At 29.4% G+C, this 17,254-nt stretch carries 15 protein-coding genes; 12 read left to right on the top strand and 3 right to left on the bottom strand.

The features are described from left to right. Positions 1-1,058 precede the first annotated feature (1,058 nt). The 4 genes from HBE96_RS19610 to HBE96_RS19625 all read left to right on the top strand — a co-directional run bounded on the left by HBE96_RS19610 (position 1,059) and on the right by HBE96_RS19625 (position 6,693). The gene (locus HBE96_RS19610) at positions 1,059-1,217 is read left to right on the top strand and encodes a hypothetical protein (RefSeq protein ID WP_169299408.1); all 159 of its coding nucleotides are present in this window, start codon (positions 1,059-1,061) and stop codon (positions 1,215-1,217) included. Beyond that, positions 1,205-3,409 (top strand): M56 family metallopeptidase, encoded by a 2,205-nt coding sequence (locus tag HBE96_RS19615; protein WP_169299409.1) that lies wholly within the window; start codon positions 1,205-1,207, stop codon positions 3,407-3,409. Before HBE96_RS19610 ends, HBE96_RS19615 begins: the two co-directional genes overlap by 13 nt. Before the next feature lie 318 nt (positions 3,410-3,727). Beyond that, positions 3,728-4,108: a BlaI/MecI/CopY family transcriptional regulator gene (locus HBE96_RS19620; RefSeq protein ID WP_169299410.1), complete on the top strand. Its 381-nt coding sequence runs from the start codon at positions 3,728-3,730 to the stop codon at positions 4,106-4,108. A 1,190-nt stretch (positions 4,109-5,298) separates the two neighbouring features. Continuing rightward, complete coding sequence (locus HBE96_RS19625) at positions 5,299-6,693, top strand: CCA tRNA nucleotidyltransferase (RefSeq protein WP_169299411.1); 1,395 nt, start codon at positions 5,299-5,301, stop codon at positions 6,691-6,693. Positions 6,694-6,865: 172 nt separating this feature from the next. Here HBE96_RS19625 and HBE96_RS19630 read toward each other — a convergent pair whose 3' ends face one another. Beyond that, a complete protein-coding gene (locus HBE96_RS19630; RefSeq protein ID WP_169299412.1) occupies positions 6,866-8,272 on the bottom strand; it encodes an amino acid permease in 1,407 nt (468 codons plus the stop codon). 335 nt (positions 8,273-8,607) lie between these two features. Here HBE96_RS19630 and HBE96_RS19635 point away from each other — a divergent pair, with 335 nt between their 5' ends. The 7 genes from HBE96_RS19635 (at position 8,608) to HBE96_RS19665 (ending at position 13,465) form a co-directional block, all read left to right on the top strand. After that, entirely contained in the window at positions 8,608-8,790 is a 183-nt protein-coding gene (locus tag HBE96_RS19635; RefSeq protein ID WP_169299413.1) for a hypothetical protein, read from the top strand. Between the two features lie 101 nt (positions 8,791-8,891). Further along, complete coding sequence (locus HBE96_RS19640) at positions 8,892-9,614, top strand: lysophospholipid acyltransferase family protein (protein WP_169299414.1); 723 nt, start codon at positions 8,892-8,894, stop codon at positions 9,612-9,614. 107 nt (positions 9,615-9,721) lie between these two features. Next, positions 9,722-10,582: a sensor histidine kinase gene (locus tag HBE96_RS19645; RefSeq protein WP_169299415.1), complete on the top strand. Its 861-nt coding sequence runs from the start codon at positions 9,722-9,724 to the stop codon at positions 10,580-10,582. Positions 10,583-10,728: 146 nt separating this feature from the next. Beyond that, the gene (locus HBE96_RS19650) at positions 10,729-11,229 is read left to right on the top strand and encodes an NfeD family protein (RefSeq protein ID WP_169299416.1); all 501 of its coding nucleotides are present in this window, start codon (positions 10,729-10,731) and stop codon (positions 11,227-11,229) included. Positions 11,230-11,251: 22 nt separating this feature from the next. Continuing rightward, the gene (gene floA, locus HBE96_RS19655) at positions 11,252-12,244 is read left to right on the top strand and encodes a flotillin-like protein FloA (RefSeq protein ID WP_169299417.1); all 993 of its coding nucleotides are present in this window, start codon (positions 11,252-11,254) and stop codon (positions 12,242-12,244) included. A gap of 5 nt (positions 12,245-12,249) precedes the next feature. Continuing rightward, positions 12,250-12,717 (top strand): hypothetical protein, encoded by a 468-nt coding sequence (locus HBE96_RS19660; RefSeq protein WP_169299418.1) that lies wholly within the window; start codon positions 12,250-12,252, stop codon positions 12,715-12,717. Further along, positions 12,668-13,465, top strand: coding sequence for a LytR/AlgR family response regulator transcription factor (locus HBE96_RS19665; RefSeq protein ID WP_342590205.1), 798 nt, complete (start codon positions 12,668-12,670; stop codon positions 13,463-13,465). The genes HBE96_RS19660 and HBE96_RS19665 overlap by 50 nt, the downstream gene beginning before the upstream one ends. 161 nt (positions 13,466-13,626) lie before the next feature. Here HBE96_RS19665 and HBE96_RS19670 read toward each other — a convergent pair whose 3' ends face one another. Next, the gene (locus tag HBE96_RS19670; RefSeq protein WP_169299419.1) at positions 13,627-14,664 is read right to left on the bottom strand and encodes a C40 family peptidase; all 1,038 of its coding nucleotides are present in this window, start codon (positions 14,662-14,664) and stop codon (positions 13,627-13,629) included. 337 nt (positions 14,665-15,001) lie between these two features. Then, positions 15,002-15,877: an AraC family transcriptional regulator gene (locus HBE96_RS19675; protein ID WP_169299420.1), complete on the bottom strand. Its 876-nt coding sequence runs from the start codon at positions 15,875-15,877 to the stop codon at positions 15,002-15,004. A 321-nt stretch (positions 15,878-16,198) separates the two neighbouring features. Between HBE96_RS19675 and uxuA the strand changes: the two genes are divergently transcribed. Continuing rightward, positions 16,199-17,254, top strand: coding sequence for a mannonate dehydratase (uxuA, locus tag HBE96_RS19680; RefSeq protein WP_169299421.1), 1,056 nt, complete (start codon positions 16,199-16,201; stop codon positions 17,252-17,254).

A 17,254-nucleotide genomic window follows, 5' to 3' on the forward strand; every position in this document is an offset into this window, starting at 1 on the left:
GATATGATAAACTTTTTGACCATATAAAACATAATACTATATTTTTTTAATGATACCGCTTTGTATCATTGGCAGAGTGGGAAGTGATTAAGTTCTAAGTGTATTTGCATTTGCAGCTTTAAGAGTTAAGAATACAATTTTTTAACTATGATCATTGAAGTAAATTAATAAGAACACAAAAAAGCTAGAACACACAATTGTATTATTGTTTTCTTATACTTTTAATTTTAAAGAATTTTAGGAGAATATTAATACAGAAGATTATGTGAAATGTTAATAATACATTAGAAGTAAAAAGATTTGCTTTTATTTTTATTTAAACTAGTGCATTTACATAGTTATGATCAATAATTATCATGATGAAACTTAAAAATAAAAAGGTCATATTAATAGTATATTTACCATTAATATGACCTCTTCTATTTTTAACTGGAATTCACTACGAAAGTCCAGTAATTTAAATAAAGAATATAACAATCTACCTTGCACAATTATAGATAGCTTATCACCTCATTATGATGTTGCCACCATAATAAAGCAAATCACAACCACTAATCATGGTTCGTTCAACCAAACAACATACCTACTTAACCCTATACAACCTTTCGGCTGCATAGAATCAACAGGAATAAAATAAAATTTACAAAATTATGGTTAAAGCCATAATGAATTGTGTTTTATTTGATCCATCGGCACCCTGAGTGGTCTTAACTCGACCTTATAAAATAAATTGGAATCTCATTATAATCAATTGATCGATGTCGACTATAATAAAACTTTTCTCCACCTTATAAGATCTGCCCTCTGATTATATAACAGCCATTTTAAATGACCATTATATAGTCGTTGGTCGACCTGTATATACCCCGCTTTTAAGGAGCGTATAGAAGTCTGCGCTCAACTGTTATGTCCCTTATGCTATTAATATGTGCAATTTTCTTAGAAAAATACAAGGCAAAAAAAGGGAAAAATCATATTTTTTTCTTGACATTTTTAGTTTACACATGTAGACTGTAATTGTAGATCTACAAATGTAAACTAAGAAGAAGGGATATAATATGAAAGATATGGTTAGAATCTCAGCGGCTGAGTGGGGAGAAATGGAATTTATTTTGGGAAAAAAGTTTTTAAAATTTGAAAAAGTAATTAACTTTTTTAATTGTTATCCATTGATATCTAAAATAAAAATTGGAGGATATTTAATATGGATATTTTAATTAAAAGTTTCTTATGGGTGCTTCGTGCATCTATAGCAGCAAGTATTGCAGCATTATTAATAATTTTGATCTTAAAGTTATTTAATAAAAAAATTTCAGTAAGATTTCAACATGCATTGTGGATTATAGTTCTTTTGAGACTAATAATACCTGTTGAGTTTCAAAGCAATTTAAGCATGCTTAATTTATTACATCAAACCCAGCAAAGCAGTTCTAATATTGAAGATAAAAGTACAATGAGAAATATGACTTATGCTGCATCTGATTTTTTAAGAGATGGAAAAGTTCAATTGAAATATAAATCTAAAAATCAAATATCTCAAGTTGGGCAATTCTCCGAAAAAGTAGTTTATAAAAAAGAAAATACAATAAAAGAATATGTAACTGATCATATTTTAGGCATAACATCTTGTGTATGGCTTACGGGAGTATTTATCATGAGTATATTTTTATTGATGGCTAAAGGAGAATTGCAGAGAAAAACTTTAAAAATGCAAAAATTAAATGATTTGGAAATTACAAAATTATTAAATGAGTGTAAAAAGAAAGCAAATATAAACATAGACATACCTGTTTATATTTGCGATAGCTTTAAAAGTCCATGCACATTAGGGATAGTAAAACCTAAAATTTATATTCCTAAATGTGTATGTACTAAAAATAATTTAGAACAATTATATTATATACTTTTGCACGAATTAATTCATTATAAAAGAAAAGATTTAATTTGTAATTTCCTTACTGTTTTTGCTACTATACTGCATTGGTTTAATCCTATTGTATGGTTGTGTATGAAAAGAATAAAACTTCAAAGGGAATATGCTTGTGATGCTTATGTACTTGAAATTATTGGAGAAGAGCATGTTGAAAATTATGGTATGACACTAATAAATTTTTCAAAATTGTTATCAAATAACAGAGTTCCACAATTAGCGGTTTGTTTTGAAACGAAAAATCAAATTAAAAGGAGAATAAAAATGATAAAAAATTTTAAAAAAGGTTCTTATAAAATGTCAGCAGTTGCAGTAGCATGCTGTGTATTAGCTTCAGGAGCTATACTTACTTCTGCTGTAAATGCTAAAGGCATGAAATTAGATAATGCTTATGCAGTGGTTAGCAGTAATAACTCATTGGTAAAAAATCAAAATAGTAAATTTCTCATTGATGCACGAGTTAAAGCTTATGATAATTTGAAAAGAGCAGAAGAAAGTGTAGGATTTAAAATTAAAGCACCTGATTATATTCCAACAAATTATACAGTAGGTAGTATTCAGGTTATAAAAATTTCGGACAAAGATTATTCCTTAAAGATGAGTATGGGAAACGATAATAATGGCATTGAATTTTTAGCTTCTAAAGTTAATATGGAACAATGCTTAAAACAGATTACAGAGGATGCAAATAAAGAGTCACTACTAACAGTACCAGATGAATTAAAAAAACAAAACAAAGAAAAAGTTGAAGTAAGTAAAGAAGCAATGAATGTGTCAGGAATAAATGGATCTAATATTACTATAAAAAGTACATTACCTGGGGATTATACAACAGTAACTAAATTTTTTGCATGGCAAAATGAAGGAATGTGGTATGGTATAGAATACAATATGGAAAAACAAGGAAACAAAGGTTTCGCAGTAGGAACTCCTATAGGTGATGTAGGTAAAATTGCATCTTCTATAAAATATATTCAAGATATTAAGAATGTAAATTACTCTGTGCAAAAGGATATTTCTGCAGAAATAGCAACTTTATCAATATATGATAAGGAAGATTTAAAAAAAGCTAAGGAACTTTTAAAGTTTAATCCTAAACTTCCGCTAAGTATTAATAAAGACATAATTATAGAAGGTTCATCAGCGGGACTTACGAGAGAATCTGATACAAAAAATAAAAAGCTTGATTATGAATTAGATGCATGGTATAAAGCCAAAGTTGGGGTAGTAACATTTATGCAGAGTAAAAATTCAAAAGTTTATGGGGCAGAAAAAGGAAGAGTTAACTCAATAAACATTGCTGGTAAGGAAGTTTTTAAATATGAGACTTATGAAGAAGGGGAAGGAAATAAGAAAATAAAAGAATATATATATAATTGGGAAGAAAATGGAGTTTATTATGAAGTTTCTACGATAGAGGGCAATGGAAATCCAGATGAAATAGCTAAAGAATTTGTTAACTCAAAATCAATAGATTAAATTTAATGTGAATTTGTTATACTAATTAAATTCCAAATATATTGGAAGATATGAGTTTGATTTTTATAGTAGAATTTTGCATGTAGCAAACCTGTATTTTCAATATAATAAATTGAGCGCTAGATAATTAAATATAAAAAGGAATTGTTGCACTAAATATTTATATTATAGTATTATTTTTAATGCAACAGTTCCTCTTAATTATAAATGCAAAATATGGTAAACAACAAATTACGAATGTAATCTTGACAGTTATAGGTTAAGAATGTAAGCTAAAATTAGACATCTACGTTTGTAAACTGAAATGGAGGAATAAGTATGAAAGAGATCCCTAAAATCTCAGCAGCTGAATGGGAAGTAATGAAGCTTTTATGGAAGGAAAATCCTTTAACTTCTGAAAAAATAATTAATTCATTGACAGTTAAAATGAACTGGTCAACACAAACAGTTAAAACATTTATAACAAGGCTTATAAAAAAAGAAGCAGTAGGATTTGAAAAAGTAGGTAGAACCTACAATTATTATCCACTAATATCTGAAGATGAATGTATAAAGGCTGAAAATGAATCTTTTCTTCAAAAGGTATATGATGGAGCTGTAAGTATGCTTTTTACTAAGTTTTTAGAAGAAGAACCATTATCTAAAAAAGAAATTGAAGATTTAGAACAGCTTCTTAAAAGTAAGAAAAAAGAAAAGTAGAGGTTAAGTCCTTAGGGTTAAAATAATGGGATATTAAGTGATAATAGTATTAGAGAGTTATGAAGGAATTTATATATAAAATCATAATCATAATCATAGATGTAAAAGACACGACAAAACAATAATTGGGCCTTTTGTGACATTACATGTTTTATCAACATTTTAATATTTTAAATATAAAAAAGGTCATATTAATAGTATGTTTACCATTAATATGATCTCTTCTATTTTTAACTGGAATTTACTACGAAAGTCCAGTAATTTAAATAAAGAATATAACAATCTACCTTGCACAATTATAGATAGCTTATCACCTCATTATGATGTTGCCACCATAATAAAGCAAATCACAACCACTAATCATGGTTCGTTCAACCAAACAACATACCTACTCAACCCTATACAACCTTTCGGCTGTATAGAATCAACAGGAATAAAATAAAATTTACAAAATTATGGTTAAAGCCATAATGAATTGTGTTTTATTTGATCCATCGGCACCCTGAGTAGTCTTAACTCGACCTCATAGAATAAATTGGAATCCCATTATAATCAATTGATCGATGTCGACTATAATAAAACTTTTCTCCACCCTACAAGATCTGCCCTCTGACTATATAACAGCCATTTTAAATGACCATTATATAGTCGTTGGTCGACCTGTATATACCCCGCTTTTAAGGAGCGTATAGAAGTCTGCGCTCAACTGTTATGTCCCTTATACTATTAATATGTGCAGTTTTTTTGAAAAAATACGATAACAAAAAATGTAAATTTTGTAAAAGTTCATGAATGAGTAATATATAAGGTTAGCAAACATGTTATAGCATTAATATAAGACATAAGTAAGTTTTATTGAATTAAAACTGAAGGTGAGTATAGAATATGTAATGAAAAATGTTTAATTAGATTAGTATGATATAATTTAATAGTTAATAACGCAACTTTCGCGGTTTAGAAATATTGAGGAACAATATTTTTAGTTAATAATTAATAATGAAAAATTAATAGTTAATGTAGATTTTTTCCTTTACACTACAAAAAATCATCTTTCACTATTAATTTTTAATTATTAACTCTTAATTTGCAAAGCTTTGCTTCGCATTATGTTTATTATATTAAGTTAAAACTTTGTATGTCCGAAAGTTGAGTTAATAATAATGAAAATTAGTATAGGAGCACAACAAAAAATGGATGATTATAGAATTTTTATACCACAGGATACAAAACATATAATGAAAATTTTAAAAAATAGAGGATATGAGAGTTATGTTGTAGGTGGATGTGTAAGGGATAGTCTAATAAATAGGGAACCTAATGACTGGGATTTAACGACTAATGCACTACCAGAGCAGACTTTAGAGATATTTAAGGCTGAAGGATTTAGAGTTATAGAAACAGGAATAAAACATGGAACAGTAACCATTCTTATGAATTGCAATTCTTATGAAGTTACAACTTATAGGGTAGATGGACAATATTTGGATAATAGGCATCCTGATAATGTGACTTTTACAACTTCATTAAAAGAGGATTTATCACGCAGGGATTTTACTATTAATGCAATGGCCTATAATGAAGATAAAGGCTTAATTGACTACTTTAATGGAATTTCTGATTTAAAAAGGAAGATTATTAAATGTGTTGGAAATGCTGATGAAAGATTTAATGAAGATGCATTAAGAATGCTTAGAGCAGTGAGATTTTCTTCTGAACTTGAATTTAAATTGGATTATCAAGATGCATTTAGCGCTATTAAGAAAAATTGTAATCTAATAGAAAATATAAGTGCAGAACGTATAAGGGAGGAACTTTGCAAAATTTTAATATCACATAAACCAAGTAGTGGAGTTTTAGCTTTAAAGGAAACTAATCTTTTGAAGTATATTTTACCAGAAATAATTCCTTGTATTGGATTTCAGCAGCATAATATACATCATGATAAAGATGTTTTTTATCATACATTATCTGTGTTGGATAATGCTCCTAATAACATTAATATTAGATTAGCAGCATTACTTCATGATATAGGAAAACCAAAATGTTTTACAATGGATGATAAAAATGTAGGACATTTTTATGGACACAATAAAGTGAGTACTGAAATTGCAAGGAAAATATTGACGAAATTAAAATTTGATAATAAAACTATTGATACAGTTTGTGTACTTATTTATGAGCACATGAGCAAATTTGATAAGATAAAACCTTACAATATTAAGAAGTTTATGAATAGAGTAAAAATTGAAAATTTAGAAGACCTATTTGAGCTGCAAATAGCAGATATTAAAGGTTCGGCAAAAGAGTATCAGGATTTTAGCAAAATTTTAATGCTTAAACATAAATGTGAAATTATACTTAATGAAAGGCAGCCGTTAAATATAAAAGATTTAAATATTAATGGCAGCGACTTAATAAATCTAGGTATAAAACAGGGAAAACAAATAGGAGAAATACTTAAGGTTCTTTTAGATAAAGTTTTAGAAAATCCTAATATGAATAGTAAAGAGAAACTTTTAGATATAGTTTATGATGATTATATAAATAAAGATGGTGTGGGAAAAAAGTTATCAAGTGATTCTTAGGTTCAGATGGAGTTTCCTTATGAGAATGACTTTCTCCAACTGAACCTTAGAAGAACTTATCCAGGCGTGTAGCAGTGCTTATCCCCCGATTTGATAGAAGATGGGGGTGTTAGCAATGGTAGCGATCCGATAAAATAAGCATATTGCAAAGTTTTGCAATATGCTTAATATGTTATACAGCATCTATTTTTGAATTTGTATCCTTACTATTTTGAAGAACACTATGCTTTATACCATAAGTAAAGTAAACGATCAATCCTAATACCAACCAAACACAAAAACCTATCCAAGTTTTTGCTTTCATATTGGCTAATAAGTAACCACAAGCTATTACAGTTACTATAGGAGTAAAAGGTACTCCTGGACATTTGAACTTTCTTTCGAAATTAGGCATAGTTTTTCTAAGCACCATAACTGCTATAGATACACACATAAAGCTTAATAATGTTCCAATACTTAAGAATTGTACGATAATATCAAGTGGTAATAAACCAGCTATTACTGCTGCTGTAATACCAGTTAGTGCTGTAGAAATATATGGAGTCTTATGCTTAGAATGTACCTTTGAAAACATCTTAGGAATTAAGCCGTCTCTTGACATAACCATAAATACTCTAACTTGTCCATAAAGCACTGCCATGATTGTAGAAATCATTCCAAGTATTGCACCAACTCCTACTAAAGCAGAACCCCAAGTTATACCAACTCTTGCTAATGCACCAGGTACTGCATTTTCAGCTATTATTTCCTTAAATGGAACCATTCCTGTAAGTACAAAAGCAACTGATATATATAAAAAACTAACTATTGCTAAGCACGCTATTAAACCACGTGGAATATCTTTCTTTGGATCTTCAGCTTCTTCTGCTGAAGTTGAAATTGCATCAAATCCTATGTAAGAAAAGAATATTGTAGATGCTCCTGCAGCAACACCCTTCCATCCAAATGGTAAAAGAGGAACGTAGTTAGATGGTTGTATATGTCTTACCCCTAAAAATATAAATAAAAGAATTATACATACCTTAACACCAACAATAATGTTATTTACTCTAGCACTTTCCTGCATTCCATAATATAAAAGATAAGTTATAGCTAAAACTATTAAAATTGCTGGTAAATCTACAAATCCACCTTTACTTGGTGATGCGATAATAGCATTAGGTAATGAAATATTAAATGTTTTTAATATACCAACAAAAGTTCCAGACCAACCAGAAGCAACAGCACTGGCTGCAACTAAATACTCAGCTGTTAAACACCATCCTATTATCATTGCAATAAATTCACCAAAAGTAATATAAGCATAAGAATAAGTACTTCCTGACACAGGAAACATTGTTGCAAGCTCTATATAGCATAGTCCACAAAGAGTTGCTACCATACCAGCAATAAGAAATGAAATAATAATTCCTGGACCTGCCATATGAGCTCCCTCACCTGTAGCAACAAAAATTCCTACACCTACTACTGCACCAACACCAAGGGCTGCTATGTCCCTGGCTTTAAGGTTTTTCTTTAGACCAGTTTTTTTGACCCCATCCATTAACTGATCTAAGGATTTTTTCTTGAAAATGTTCATAAAAAAGCCCCCTTAAATTATTAAATTATATAAAATTAATTTGAAGCTTGTACAAAAATATACAATTTCAAATATTAAATTATTCAATACACATTTTATTAAACTCAGACAATTTATCAGTATGCAGTTTAATAGTATACAGTGTAATAAGAATAATGTTTATATTATATAAAACTTTTAAGAAAAATGAAAGTTTAAATTTTATTATTTCATTAAAATAACTTAAATTTAATCATTATATCTCATGTTATTAACATTTCTTAACTTTATAATGTAAAAAGATTATGGAATAAGATATTATAATACAGTGTTTTTTAATATTTTGCGAATATTAAATGAATTACAAAATTAACATGCTGAATGTAAATGTTACAAGTATGTTTTTAAGTTTCAGCCTTATAAGAAAATCAAAATTCAAATTAGTTAAAAAGATGAAAGAAAATAATGCAAATAATTCATCAGAAAATATATTTGCTGTTAGTTTTAAGGTGCAAGTAAAAAAACAAAACAGACAATGAAAATTTTTTATAATTTATAGTTTATAAAGAGAAAGTTATGATAAAATACTATTTGGAGAGTTTTGGTTATATTATAATGAAATAGTAAGGAGAAAGTTATAATGATAAAATTATTATGGTATAGTTATTTTGGAGTCTATCTTTTAATTAAAAGTATAGAAACTAAGATAAATTTACTTTTTTTAAAAGAAAAATCACAAGAAGCGATTGATAAATGTGTATATAAAAGATCAAAGGAGATATCAGATCATGTTTTAAAAAAATCTAAAACGTCTAGTTTAGTAATAGGGAGAGAAAATGTACCTGAAGGACCCTGTGTTTTTATATCCAATCATCAGGCAATTTTTGATTGCTTTCTTATATATTCTAATATACATAGACTTACAGGGTTTATGGCAAAAAAAGAAATAAAGAGTTATCCATTAATTAGTAACTGGTTGAATGTGATGCACTCTGCATTTATTGATAGAAAAAATATAAGAGAAGGAATGAAATCTATTAGTCAGGGTGTAGAAAATTTAAAAAAAGGATATTCAATGATCATTTTCCCTGAAGGTACAAGAAGTTTAAAATCAGAAATGGGCGAATTTAAAAAAGGAAGTATGAAGTTGGCTATTAAGGCTAATGTACCTATTGTTCCTATTACCGTGGATGGTACTTACAGAGTTTTAGAAGTTGGAAACAAGGTATGTGGAAATAAAGTGAAAATGATAATTCATAAACCTATATATATAGACAATCTATCACAAGATGAGAAAAAAGGCTTATCAGAGATGCTGCATGGTATAATTAAAAATGGATTAGAAGAATTAAAGAAAAATTAGAAAATATGTTAACGGTGCCCCACTAAAATCTATTTTAGTGAGGCACCGTTAGTTTATGATATAATTAATTTATATGGAAGAGTTTAGAAGGGAGTTTAGTTTTTATAATGAAGAAAAAGCTGGACATAAACAAAACGATTACTACAGTAGTAGTTTTAAATGTAATTCAAATAAGTACAATTGTTTTGGTTATATTGTACAATTATTTTCATAAAAATGTTCTAAATTTTCAAGAAAAGATTTACAGTGGAGAACTTTTTATATACTTAATCATATGTATAGGAATTGTAAATAGTTTTTTTGCAGTTAAGGATATTCGTTCTCTAAATGGGAATAATGATGAGTACAATATGCTTAAAAATACTTTAGAACAATTAGAAAATCTAAATAAAACCCTTAGGGCTCAAAGGCACGATTTTATGAATCACCTGCAGGTAGTATATAGTCTTATGGAGATGGAAGAGTATAGTGATTCAAGAGAATATATAGAAAAAGTTTTTAAAGATATTCAAAAGGTAAATAAGGTATTAAAGACTTCTAATCCAGCAGTTAATGCATTGCTTCAGGCAAAAATACTTTATGGTGAGAAAAGAGGAATAAAAACGGAAATACTAATTACTTCATCACTTCAAGATTTAAAAATACCATCCTGGGAATTTTGCAGGGTACTTGGAAACATTGTAGATAATGCTATTTATGCACTTCAGGAGAAAATGGAAAACAGGATTATACAAATAGAATTATTTGAAGACTTGAAGGTGTATGGGTTTAAAATAAAAAATAATGGACCAGAAATTCCAAAAGAACTTATGAAGAAAATTTTTAAGGCGGGAGTTACTACAAAGGGGGAGAAAGGTGAAGGAATGGGACTTGCCATTGTAAAGCGTGTATTAGAAGAGTATGAAGGTGGCGTTAAAGTATACATGGAAAAGGAATTTACTGTTTTTTATGGATGGATTCCAAGGTAAATAGAGTTTTTATCATCAGGTAAAACTGAAAATATGACATCTTAAACTACCTTATGTATTTTTCAACCACTATACGTTTATTTTAAGATGTACAAGAAGTATTATATTAATATAAACAAAGGTTATGATAAAGGGAGGTGGGAGAAATGGAGCTAGTAAGTTTCCTATCTGGTATAAGTTTGGCTGCTGTGTTATTTTTTTCATTTGGATTTTTGCTGGTAGTTATAGAAATGTTTCACCCAGGCTTTGGAATACCAGGTGTTTTTGGCGGAATATTCCTTATTTTAGGAATAGTAATAACAGCAAGAAGTGTTATGGAAGCATTGATTTTAGTTAGCATTATTATTGCAGTGTTAGGAGTAGCACTTACTTTAGTTTTGCAATCTGCAACTAAGGGAAGGCTTTCAAAAATACTAATTCTACGTGAAACCCAAAAGAAAGAAACTGGATATACAGGCTCTGAAGATTTACAGTATTTTGTGGGCCAGCAGGGAATAACCCTTACGGTTTTAAGACCAGCTGGTATTGCAGATTTTAATGGAATAAAGATGGATGTGGTTTCAGAAGGTGAGTTTATCCCAAAAGATGAAAAGATAAAAATTATAAAGGTAGAGGGAAGAATAATTGTAGTTAGAAAAATATTTTAAAAAATAAGGAGGAATTGATATTATGAATGGTCCTGTTACTGTAGTCGTATTTTTAGGTATACTAATAATTTTTTTAGCATTGTTTTTTAGTTTTGTGCCGGTTGGGTTGTGGATTTCAGCATTAGCTGCAAATGTAAAGGTAAGCATTTTTAATTTGGTTGGAATGAGGCTTAGAAGAGTTACCCCCAAAAGAATAGTTTTTCCACTAATAAAAGCAACAAAAGCAGGTTTAGAGGTAAGTGTAAATCAATTAGAAGCTCATTATTTAGCTGGCGGAAATGTAGATCAGGTAGTAGATGCGCTTATTGCAGCTCATAGAGCAGATTTTAAGCTACCTTTTGAAAGAGCAGCAGCAATAGATCTTGCAGGAAGAGATGTACTTGAAGCCGTAAAAATGAGTGTTAACCCAAAAGTAATTGAAACACCTAATGTTTCAGGCGTTGCAAAAGATGGAATTGAACTTTTAGCAAAAGCTAGAGTAACAGTAAGAGCAAACCTAGAAAGATTAATAGGAGGAGCTGGTGAAGCCACAGTACTTGCTAGAGTTGGTGAAGGTATTGTAACCACAGTTGGTACATCTGTTTCACATAAAGAAGTTTTGGAAAATCCAGACGCTATATCTAAAACGGTTCTAGCAAAAGGATTAGATGCAGGAACTGCTTTTGAAATATTATCTATAGATATTGCAGATGTAGATGTGGGAAGAAATATAGGAGCACAACTTCAAACTCTTCAAGCAGAAGCAGATAAAAACATTGCCCAGGCAAAGGCAGAAGAAAGAAGGGCTATGGCGGTAGCAAGAGAACAGGAAATGAGAGCTGCAGTAGTGGAAGCAGAAGCAGAAGTACCAAGAGCTATGGCTCAAGCTTTAAGAGAAGGAAAATTAGGGGTAATGGATTATTATGATATGCAGAATATAATATCAGATACAAAAATGAGGGAATCCATATCTAAAGTTGGTAAGAAAAAGGATCAAAAAGGCTCATATGGCAATCCTAGTGATGTTAAGGAGTAAAAATTATGGCATATTCTGATTTTGATTTTAATGATTTAATGGAACTTGCTAGTATGTCAAAAAAAATTTTCAAGGATACCATAGAAGCTTCTCGCGAAAAAGTAAAGAGTTTAACAAATGAAGCAAAGGGTTTAACGAACCAAGATAAAAATACTATTATGGATGACAATAATAAAAGGGATAATTATAGCTGGGTAAAGGAAAATGATCTGGTGGAAAATTTCAGTGGTAATTTTGAATATAGTTCTGAGGGCAATTCAAATTTAGAATGTGAAATAGTCCATAGAGAAAAATTAGAATTAGAAAGAAAAATAGAATATGAAAGAATCAAAAAAGTATTGTCAAAGAAGAAATTAGAGGAAGAAAGAGTATCAATAGATTTAGATTTTAAAGAAAAAAATGTTGTGCAGGCTGTAGTGTATAGTGAAATATTTGGAGAACCTAGAGCAAAGAGAAGAAGAAGAAGGTGGTGATTTATTGGAATTTAAAGTTTTCATTGGGGATGACGAGGAAGGAATGAGAATGGTATTAAAAAAAGCCATTGAGAAAATAGAGGGATTTAAATTAATAGGAGAGGCAGCAGATGGAGAGGCTGTCCTCTCCTTTGTAGAAGAAAAACATCCCGAAATTATATTTTTAGATGTAGAAATGCCCAAGTTAAGTGGGGTAGAATGTGCAAAAAGAATAATGGATATAAATCCCAGAACCATAATTATATTTGTTACAGCACATGATTCCTATATGTCAGATGCATTTCAGCTTTATGCATTTGATTATATTGTAAAACCTTTTAAATTAGATAGGATCTATCAAACTTTAAATCGTATAAAAACTTTAAATGAGGTTCAAAATGAAGAAAACATGTATAAAATAATTCGTCATGAAAAAGGACTGAATAAAATATTAATAAGAAATAAAGATGGTATAAGTTTTATAGATATGAAGGATATTATTATTATTCAAAGGGAAGATAGAAATACAGTTATTTATACAGTAGACAATTCTTATATTACATCTGAAGGGATGAGTGAATTAGAAGAAAGGTTGGATAAAACCCAGTTTTTTAGAAGTCACAAGTCTTATATTATTAATTTATCTATGATTAATAAAATATATCCTTACGGAAGATGGACATATATAGTGAAATTAAAAAATACAGATAAGGATGCACTTATTACTCATGAAAGATATGACATACTTAAGGAAATGTTTAGTTTTTAATTGTTTAACTTAATCAGAATTAATGTGTTTTCTAATTTTATCAGAAATAATGTTTTATTAAATAAAGAAAAAAATATAAAAGAGGCTTCATCTCAATACGTAAATATGTATTGAGATGAAGTCTCTTTTGATTAATATAATACCTAAAGTAATAAAATTACTTATTTAAATACCCTTCTGGCAGTTAAATAATCACTCCTAGTTAGAGGAGAAATTTTAATTACATCTCCTGTGTGAGGTGCGTGAATGTATGCTCCAAAACCTATATACATACCTACGTGATGAGGATCACTAGCAGTTCCGAAAAAAATTAGATCTCCTGGTTTTAAAGAGCTTCTAGACACTTCTGTACCATCATTTATTTGGTCATAAGTAGTTCGTCCAATAGATACCCCAAAATGTGCACACACATATTGTGTGAAGCCAGAACAATCAAAACCTGGTTTTGGTGACGTTCCACCCCATACATATGGGGTTCCTAAGAAAGTAGTAGCATAAGCTATAACTGCATCTATGTCAGAAGGCGAATTTGAGGAAGCTTTACTTTTAATACTATCTAGATATTTAAAGGCATCTGCTAATGCAACTTGATCGCTTCCAGAATAAGAATTTTGAGCAGCTTGAGCTTCAATTAAAAGTTTCTTCTGTGATTCTTTAGCACTATTTAATTGAGTTAACTTTTTTTCATTGTCAGCCTTTAATGCAAGTAAAGTGTTATTTTTTGCAACTAAGTTATCTTTTTTATTACTTACTAAATCCTTATTTTGCTTGTACTTATTAATAGTATCTTGATTTAAATTTATTAATTTTACAAGTGTATCAGTATTTGAAATTAGGTCTCCAATATCTTTAGATTGGAGAAGTACATTTAAATAACCGTCAAATCCGTTTATATACATTGTTTTAACTCTTTTGTTGAACAGATCCTTCTCCTTATTAAGATTAGCTTCAGCATCTTGAAGTTCCGTTTGAGTATTTTTAATGCTAGCTTCAGTAGCTGCTATCTGTTTATTATTATCATCAGTTTGTTTCATTACAGTTTCTATTTCATTATCAAGTTTTTCAATGTTAATTTGTAAACTTTCTATAGTAGTTTTTCCATTGTTAGCATTATTTTGAACGGGTTCAGCATAAGCAGTTGTAGTAAATACTATGGACATAGTTAATGCTAAAATAGATTTTTTTAATAATGAATTCAAGTTTATCACTCCTAAATTATTGTGAAGTTTTTAATTGTAAATTTAAATTACTACAAATAATATTATAACATTTTGTCCAAATATAGAACATGAATATATTGTTAATAAAATGATTGGATGGATAAAAACAAAAAAGGATATGTGATGTATTTTTGCACGTTATCAGTTCTATTAGGCATATGAAAGAAAATAGCAAGTCAAAGATGTTAGTATATTTTGTGTCAGACAAGGAAACAGGTTCCGCTGATAGTTGTTCTATCAAAGGGTTCTGTTGACGCAGTATGACGCAAAATATACTAACATACTGACTTGTTATTTTTTTGAATATGCCTTATGGTTAATTCTTAAAATTTGATGCTACCATTAACTCATAAAACTGCTTAGGAGTAACACCATATTCATTCTTAAAAGCTCTAAAAAAATTTGAGTAATCACCAAATCCAGATTGTTTGTAAACGCTATTTATTGGATAGTCTTTGAGAATTAATTCTTTTGCTTCAATTAATTTTTTCTGCACAATATACCTATGAATTGTAGTGCCTGTATGCCTTTTAAATTCCCTAGCTAAGTGAAATTTACTAAGATAAAACTCTTTAGAAAGTTCATCAATGGTAATGTCTTTATCCAGGTGATTGTTAATATACTCAACTATTCTATCAATGAGATTGCTCTTTTTTACATCAATATTTGAGTTTGATTTATCGTCTAAAACAAAATTGCTTAAGTTTATGATAAGCTCAACAATATAAGCCTTATATAGTAAATCTTTGCCAAAGTCTTTGTGATTCTCAAGTAGCAATAGCTTATTGAGCTGCGTTTTTATATTTTGCTGAGTTTCAATATCGGCTCTTATTACGCTTCTTTTTTCTATGCTTTCAAAGCATAGAGTAAGATCAGTTGTTGGTGTTGATAACCCTTTCAGAAAGGATTTGTTTATCCAAAGTACAATACGCTCATAGGGAACCTTCATACTATTAATAACTGCTTGATGGAGCTCTTTTGTATTAATTAATATAATGTCACCTAGTTTCAAATTATAGGATTTGCCTTCGATTAAATATTTAACATCTCCAGAAATGAATAGATAAAACTCATAAAAATCATGATGATGTAAGTTTACAATATTAAGATCAGTATTTAAATAGTGAAAAACTTCATAATCACTAGAAAGCATATATTGGCGTGTTAAATATTTGTGTATATTTTTTCTCATTTTATTATCACCTTCTTAACAAATTGTATAAATTGCATTAGACTTGCTGAAGAATTCCTATGTTAAACGTTATATTTGCAAAAAATGGATAAATAAAGTGGCGATTTATAGTTGAGGTTAACTACATCATATTTTATTACAGCAATTTTTGCAAGTTTTAAAGCAATTAAAACATATTTTTTTTGTTTCTATGCAGCTATAATTTAATCATAGTGATTGAATTACAGCAGGTGAAAAGATTTACACAGCAAAATCTTGATAATTTAATCACAATGAAAAATTAAAGGATTTATTTTGCACAAATTAAGAGGAGGAATAATGATGAAATTATCATTTAGATGGTATGGAAACGATGACCCTGTAAAAATCGAGTACATTAAACAAATTCCAAACATGGATAGTATCGTAACTGCTATATATGATGTTCCTGTAGGAGAAAAGTGGAGTATGGATAGCATACTAAAGCTTAAGAAAAGAGTTGAGGATGCTTGTTTAAAATTTGATGTAATTGAAAGTGTTCCAGTACATGAAGATATTAAACTGGGTCTTCCTACAAGAGATAAATATATTGAGAATTATAAAGAAAATATAAGAAATCTAGGTAAAGCTGGAGTTAAGGTAATATGCTATAATTTTATGCCTGTATTTGACTGGACAAGAACGCAGCTAGATAAGAAATTAGAAGATGGATCAACTGCTCTTGTTTATTATGTTGATCAGATTAAAGATATGGATCCTCTTACTGGTGAACTTTCTCTACCAGGTTGGGACTCAAGCTATACAAAGGAATCTTTAAAAGAAGTATTTGATAAATATGCCAAGGTAGATAAAGAAACTTTATGGAGTAACCTTGAATACTTTCTTAAGGAAATTATACCTGTTGCCGAAGAAGCTGACGTTAAGATGGCAATTCATCCAGATGATCCACCTTATGATATCTTTGGACTTCCAAGAATAATTACAAATGAAGAAAATTTGGACAGATTCTTAAAATTAGTAGATAGCAAATATAACGGTATTACCTTTTGTACAGGTTCTCTTGGCTCGGGAAACTTCAATGATGTAGTAAAGATGATAGACAAGTATGCTAGCCAGGGACGTATACATTTCATGCATGTTAGGAATGTAAAGCTTTTAGAAGATGGTAGTTTTGAAGAAAGTGCACACTATTCACCTTGTGGATCTTTAGATATTGTTGAAATTATGAAGGTACTTTATAAGAATAACTTTGATGGATATCTTCGTCCAGACCATGGAAGAATGATTTGGGGTGAAACAGGAAGACCAGGATACGGTTTGTACGATCGTGCATTAGGTGCAATGTATATAACAGGAATATGGGAAACTCTTGAAAAAACAAGTAAAGGAGAGAAATAA

Source organism: Clostridium muellerianum, assembly GCF_012926525.1.
GTDB classification, from domain to species: domain Bacteria; phylum Bacillota; class Clostridia; order Clostridiales; family Clostridiaceae; genus Clostridium_AM; species Clostridium_AM muellerianum.

Coding starts and splice junctions, on each gene's coding strand:
- HBE96_RS19610 (WP_169299408.1), top strand. CDS start 1,059: ATGAAAGATATGGTTAGAATCTCAGCGGCTGAGTGGGGAGAAATGGAA.
- HBE96_RS19615 (WP_169299409.1), top strand. CDS start 1,205: ATGGATATTTTAATTAAAAGTTTCTTATGGGTGCTTCGTGCATCTATA.
- HBE96_RS19620 (WP_169299410.1), top strand. CDS start 3,728: ATGAAAGAGATCCCTAAAATCTCAGCAGCTGAATGGGAAGTAATGAAG.
- HBE96_RS19625 (WP_169299411.1), top strand. CDS start 5,299: ATGGATGATTATAGAATTTTTATACCACAGGATACAAAACATATAATG.
- HBE96_RS19630 (WP_169299412.1), bottom strand. CDS start 8,272: ATGAACATTTTCAAGAAAAAATCCTTAGATCAGTTAATGGATGGGGTC.
- HBE96_RS19635 (WP_169299413.1), top strand. CDS start 8,608: ATGAATTACAAAATTAACATGCTGAATGTAAATGTTACAAGTATGTTT.
- HBE96_RS19640 (WP_169299414.1), top strand. CDS start 8,892: ATGATAAAATTATTATGGTATAGTTATTTTGGAGTCTATCTTTTAATT.
- HBE96_RS19645 (WP_169299415.1), top strand. CDS start 9,722: ATGAAGAAAAAGCTGGACATAAACAAAACGATTACTACAGTAGTAGTT.
- HBE96_RS19650 (WP_169299416.1), top strand. CDS start 10,729: ATGGAGCTAGTAAGTTTCCTATCTGGTATAAGTTTGGCTGCTGTGTTA.
- floA (WP_169299417.1), top strand. CDS start 11,252: ATGAATGGTCCTGTTACTGTAGTCGTATTTTTAGGTATACTAATAATT.
- HBE96_RS19660 (WP_169299418.1), top strand. CDS start 12,250: ATGGCATATTCTGATTTTGATTTTAATGATTTAATGGAACTTGCTAGT.
- HBE96_RS19675 (WP_169299420.1), bottom strand. CDS start 15,877: ATGAGAAAAAATATACACAAATATTTAACACGCCAATATATGCTTTCT.
- uxuA (WP_169299421.1), top strand. CDS start 16,199: ATGAAATTATCATTTAGATGGTATGGAAACGATGACCCTGTAAAAATC.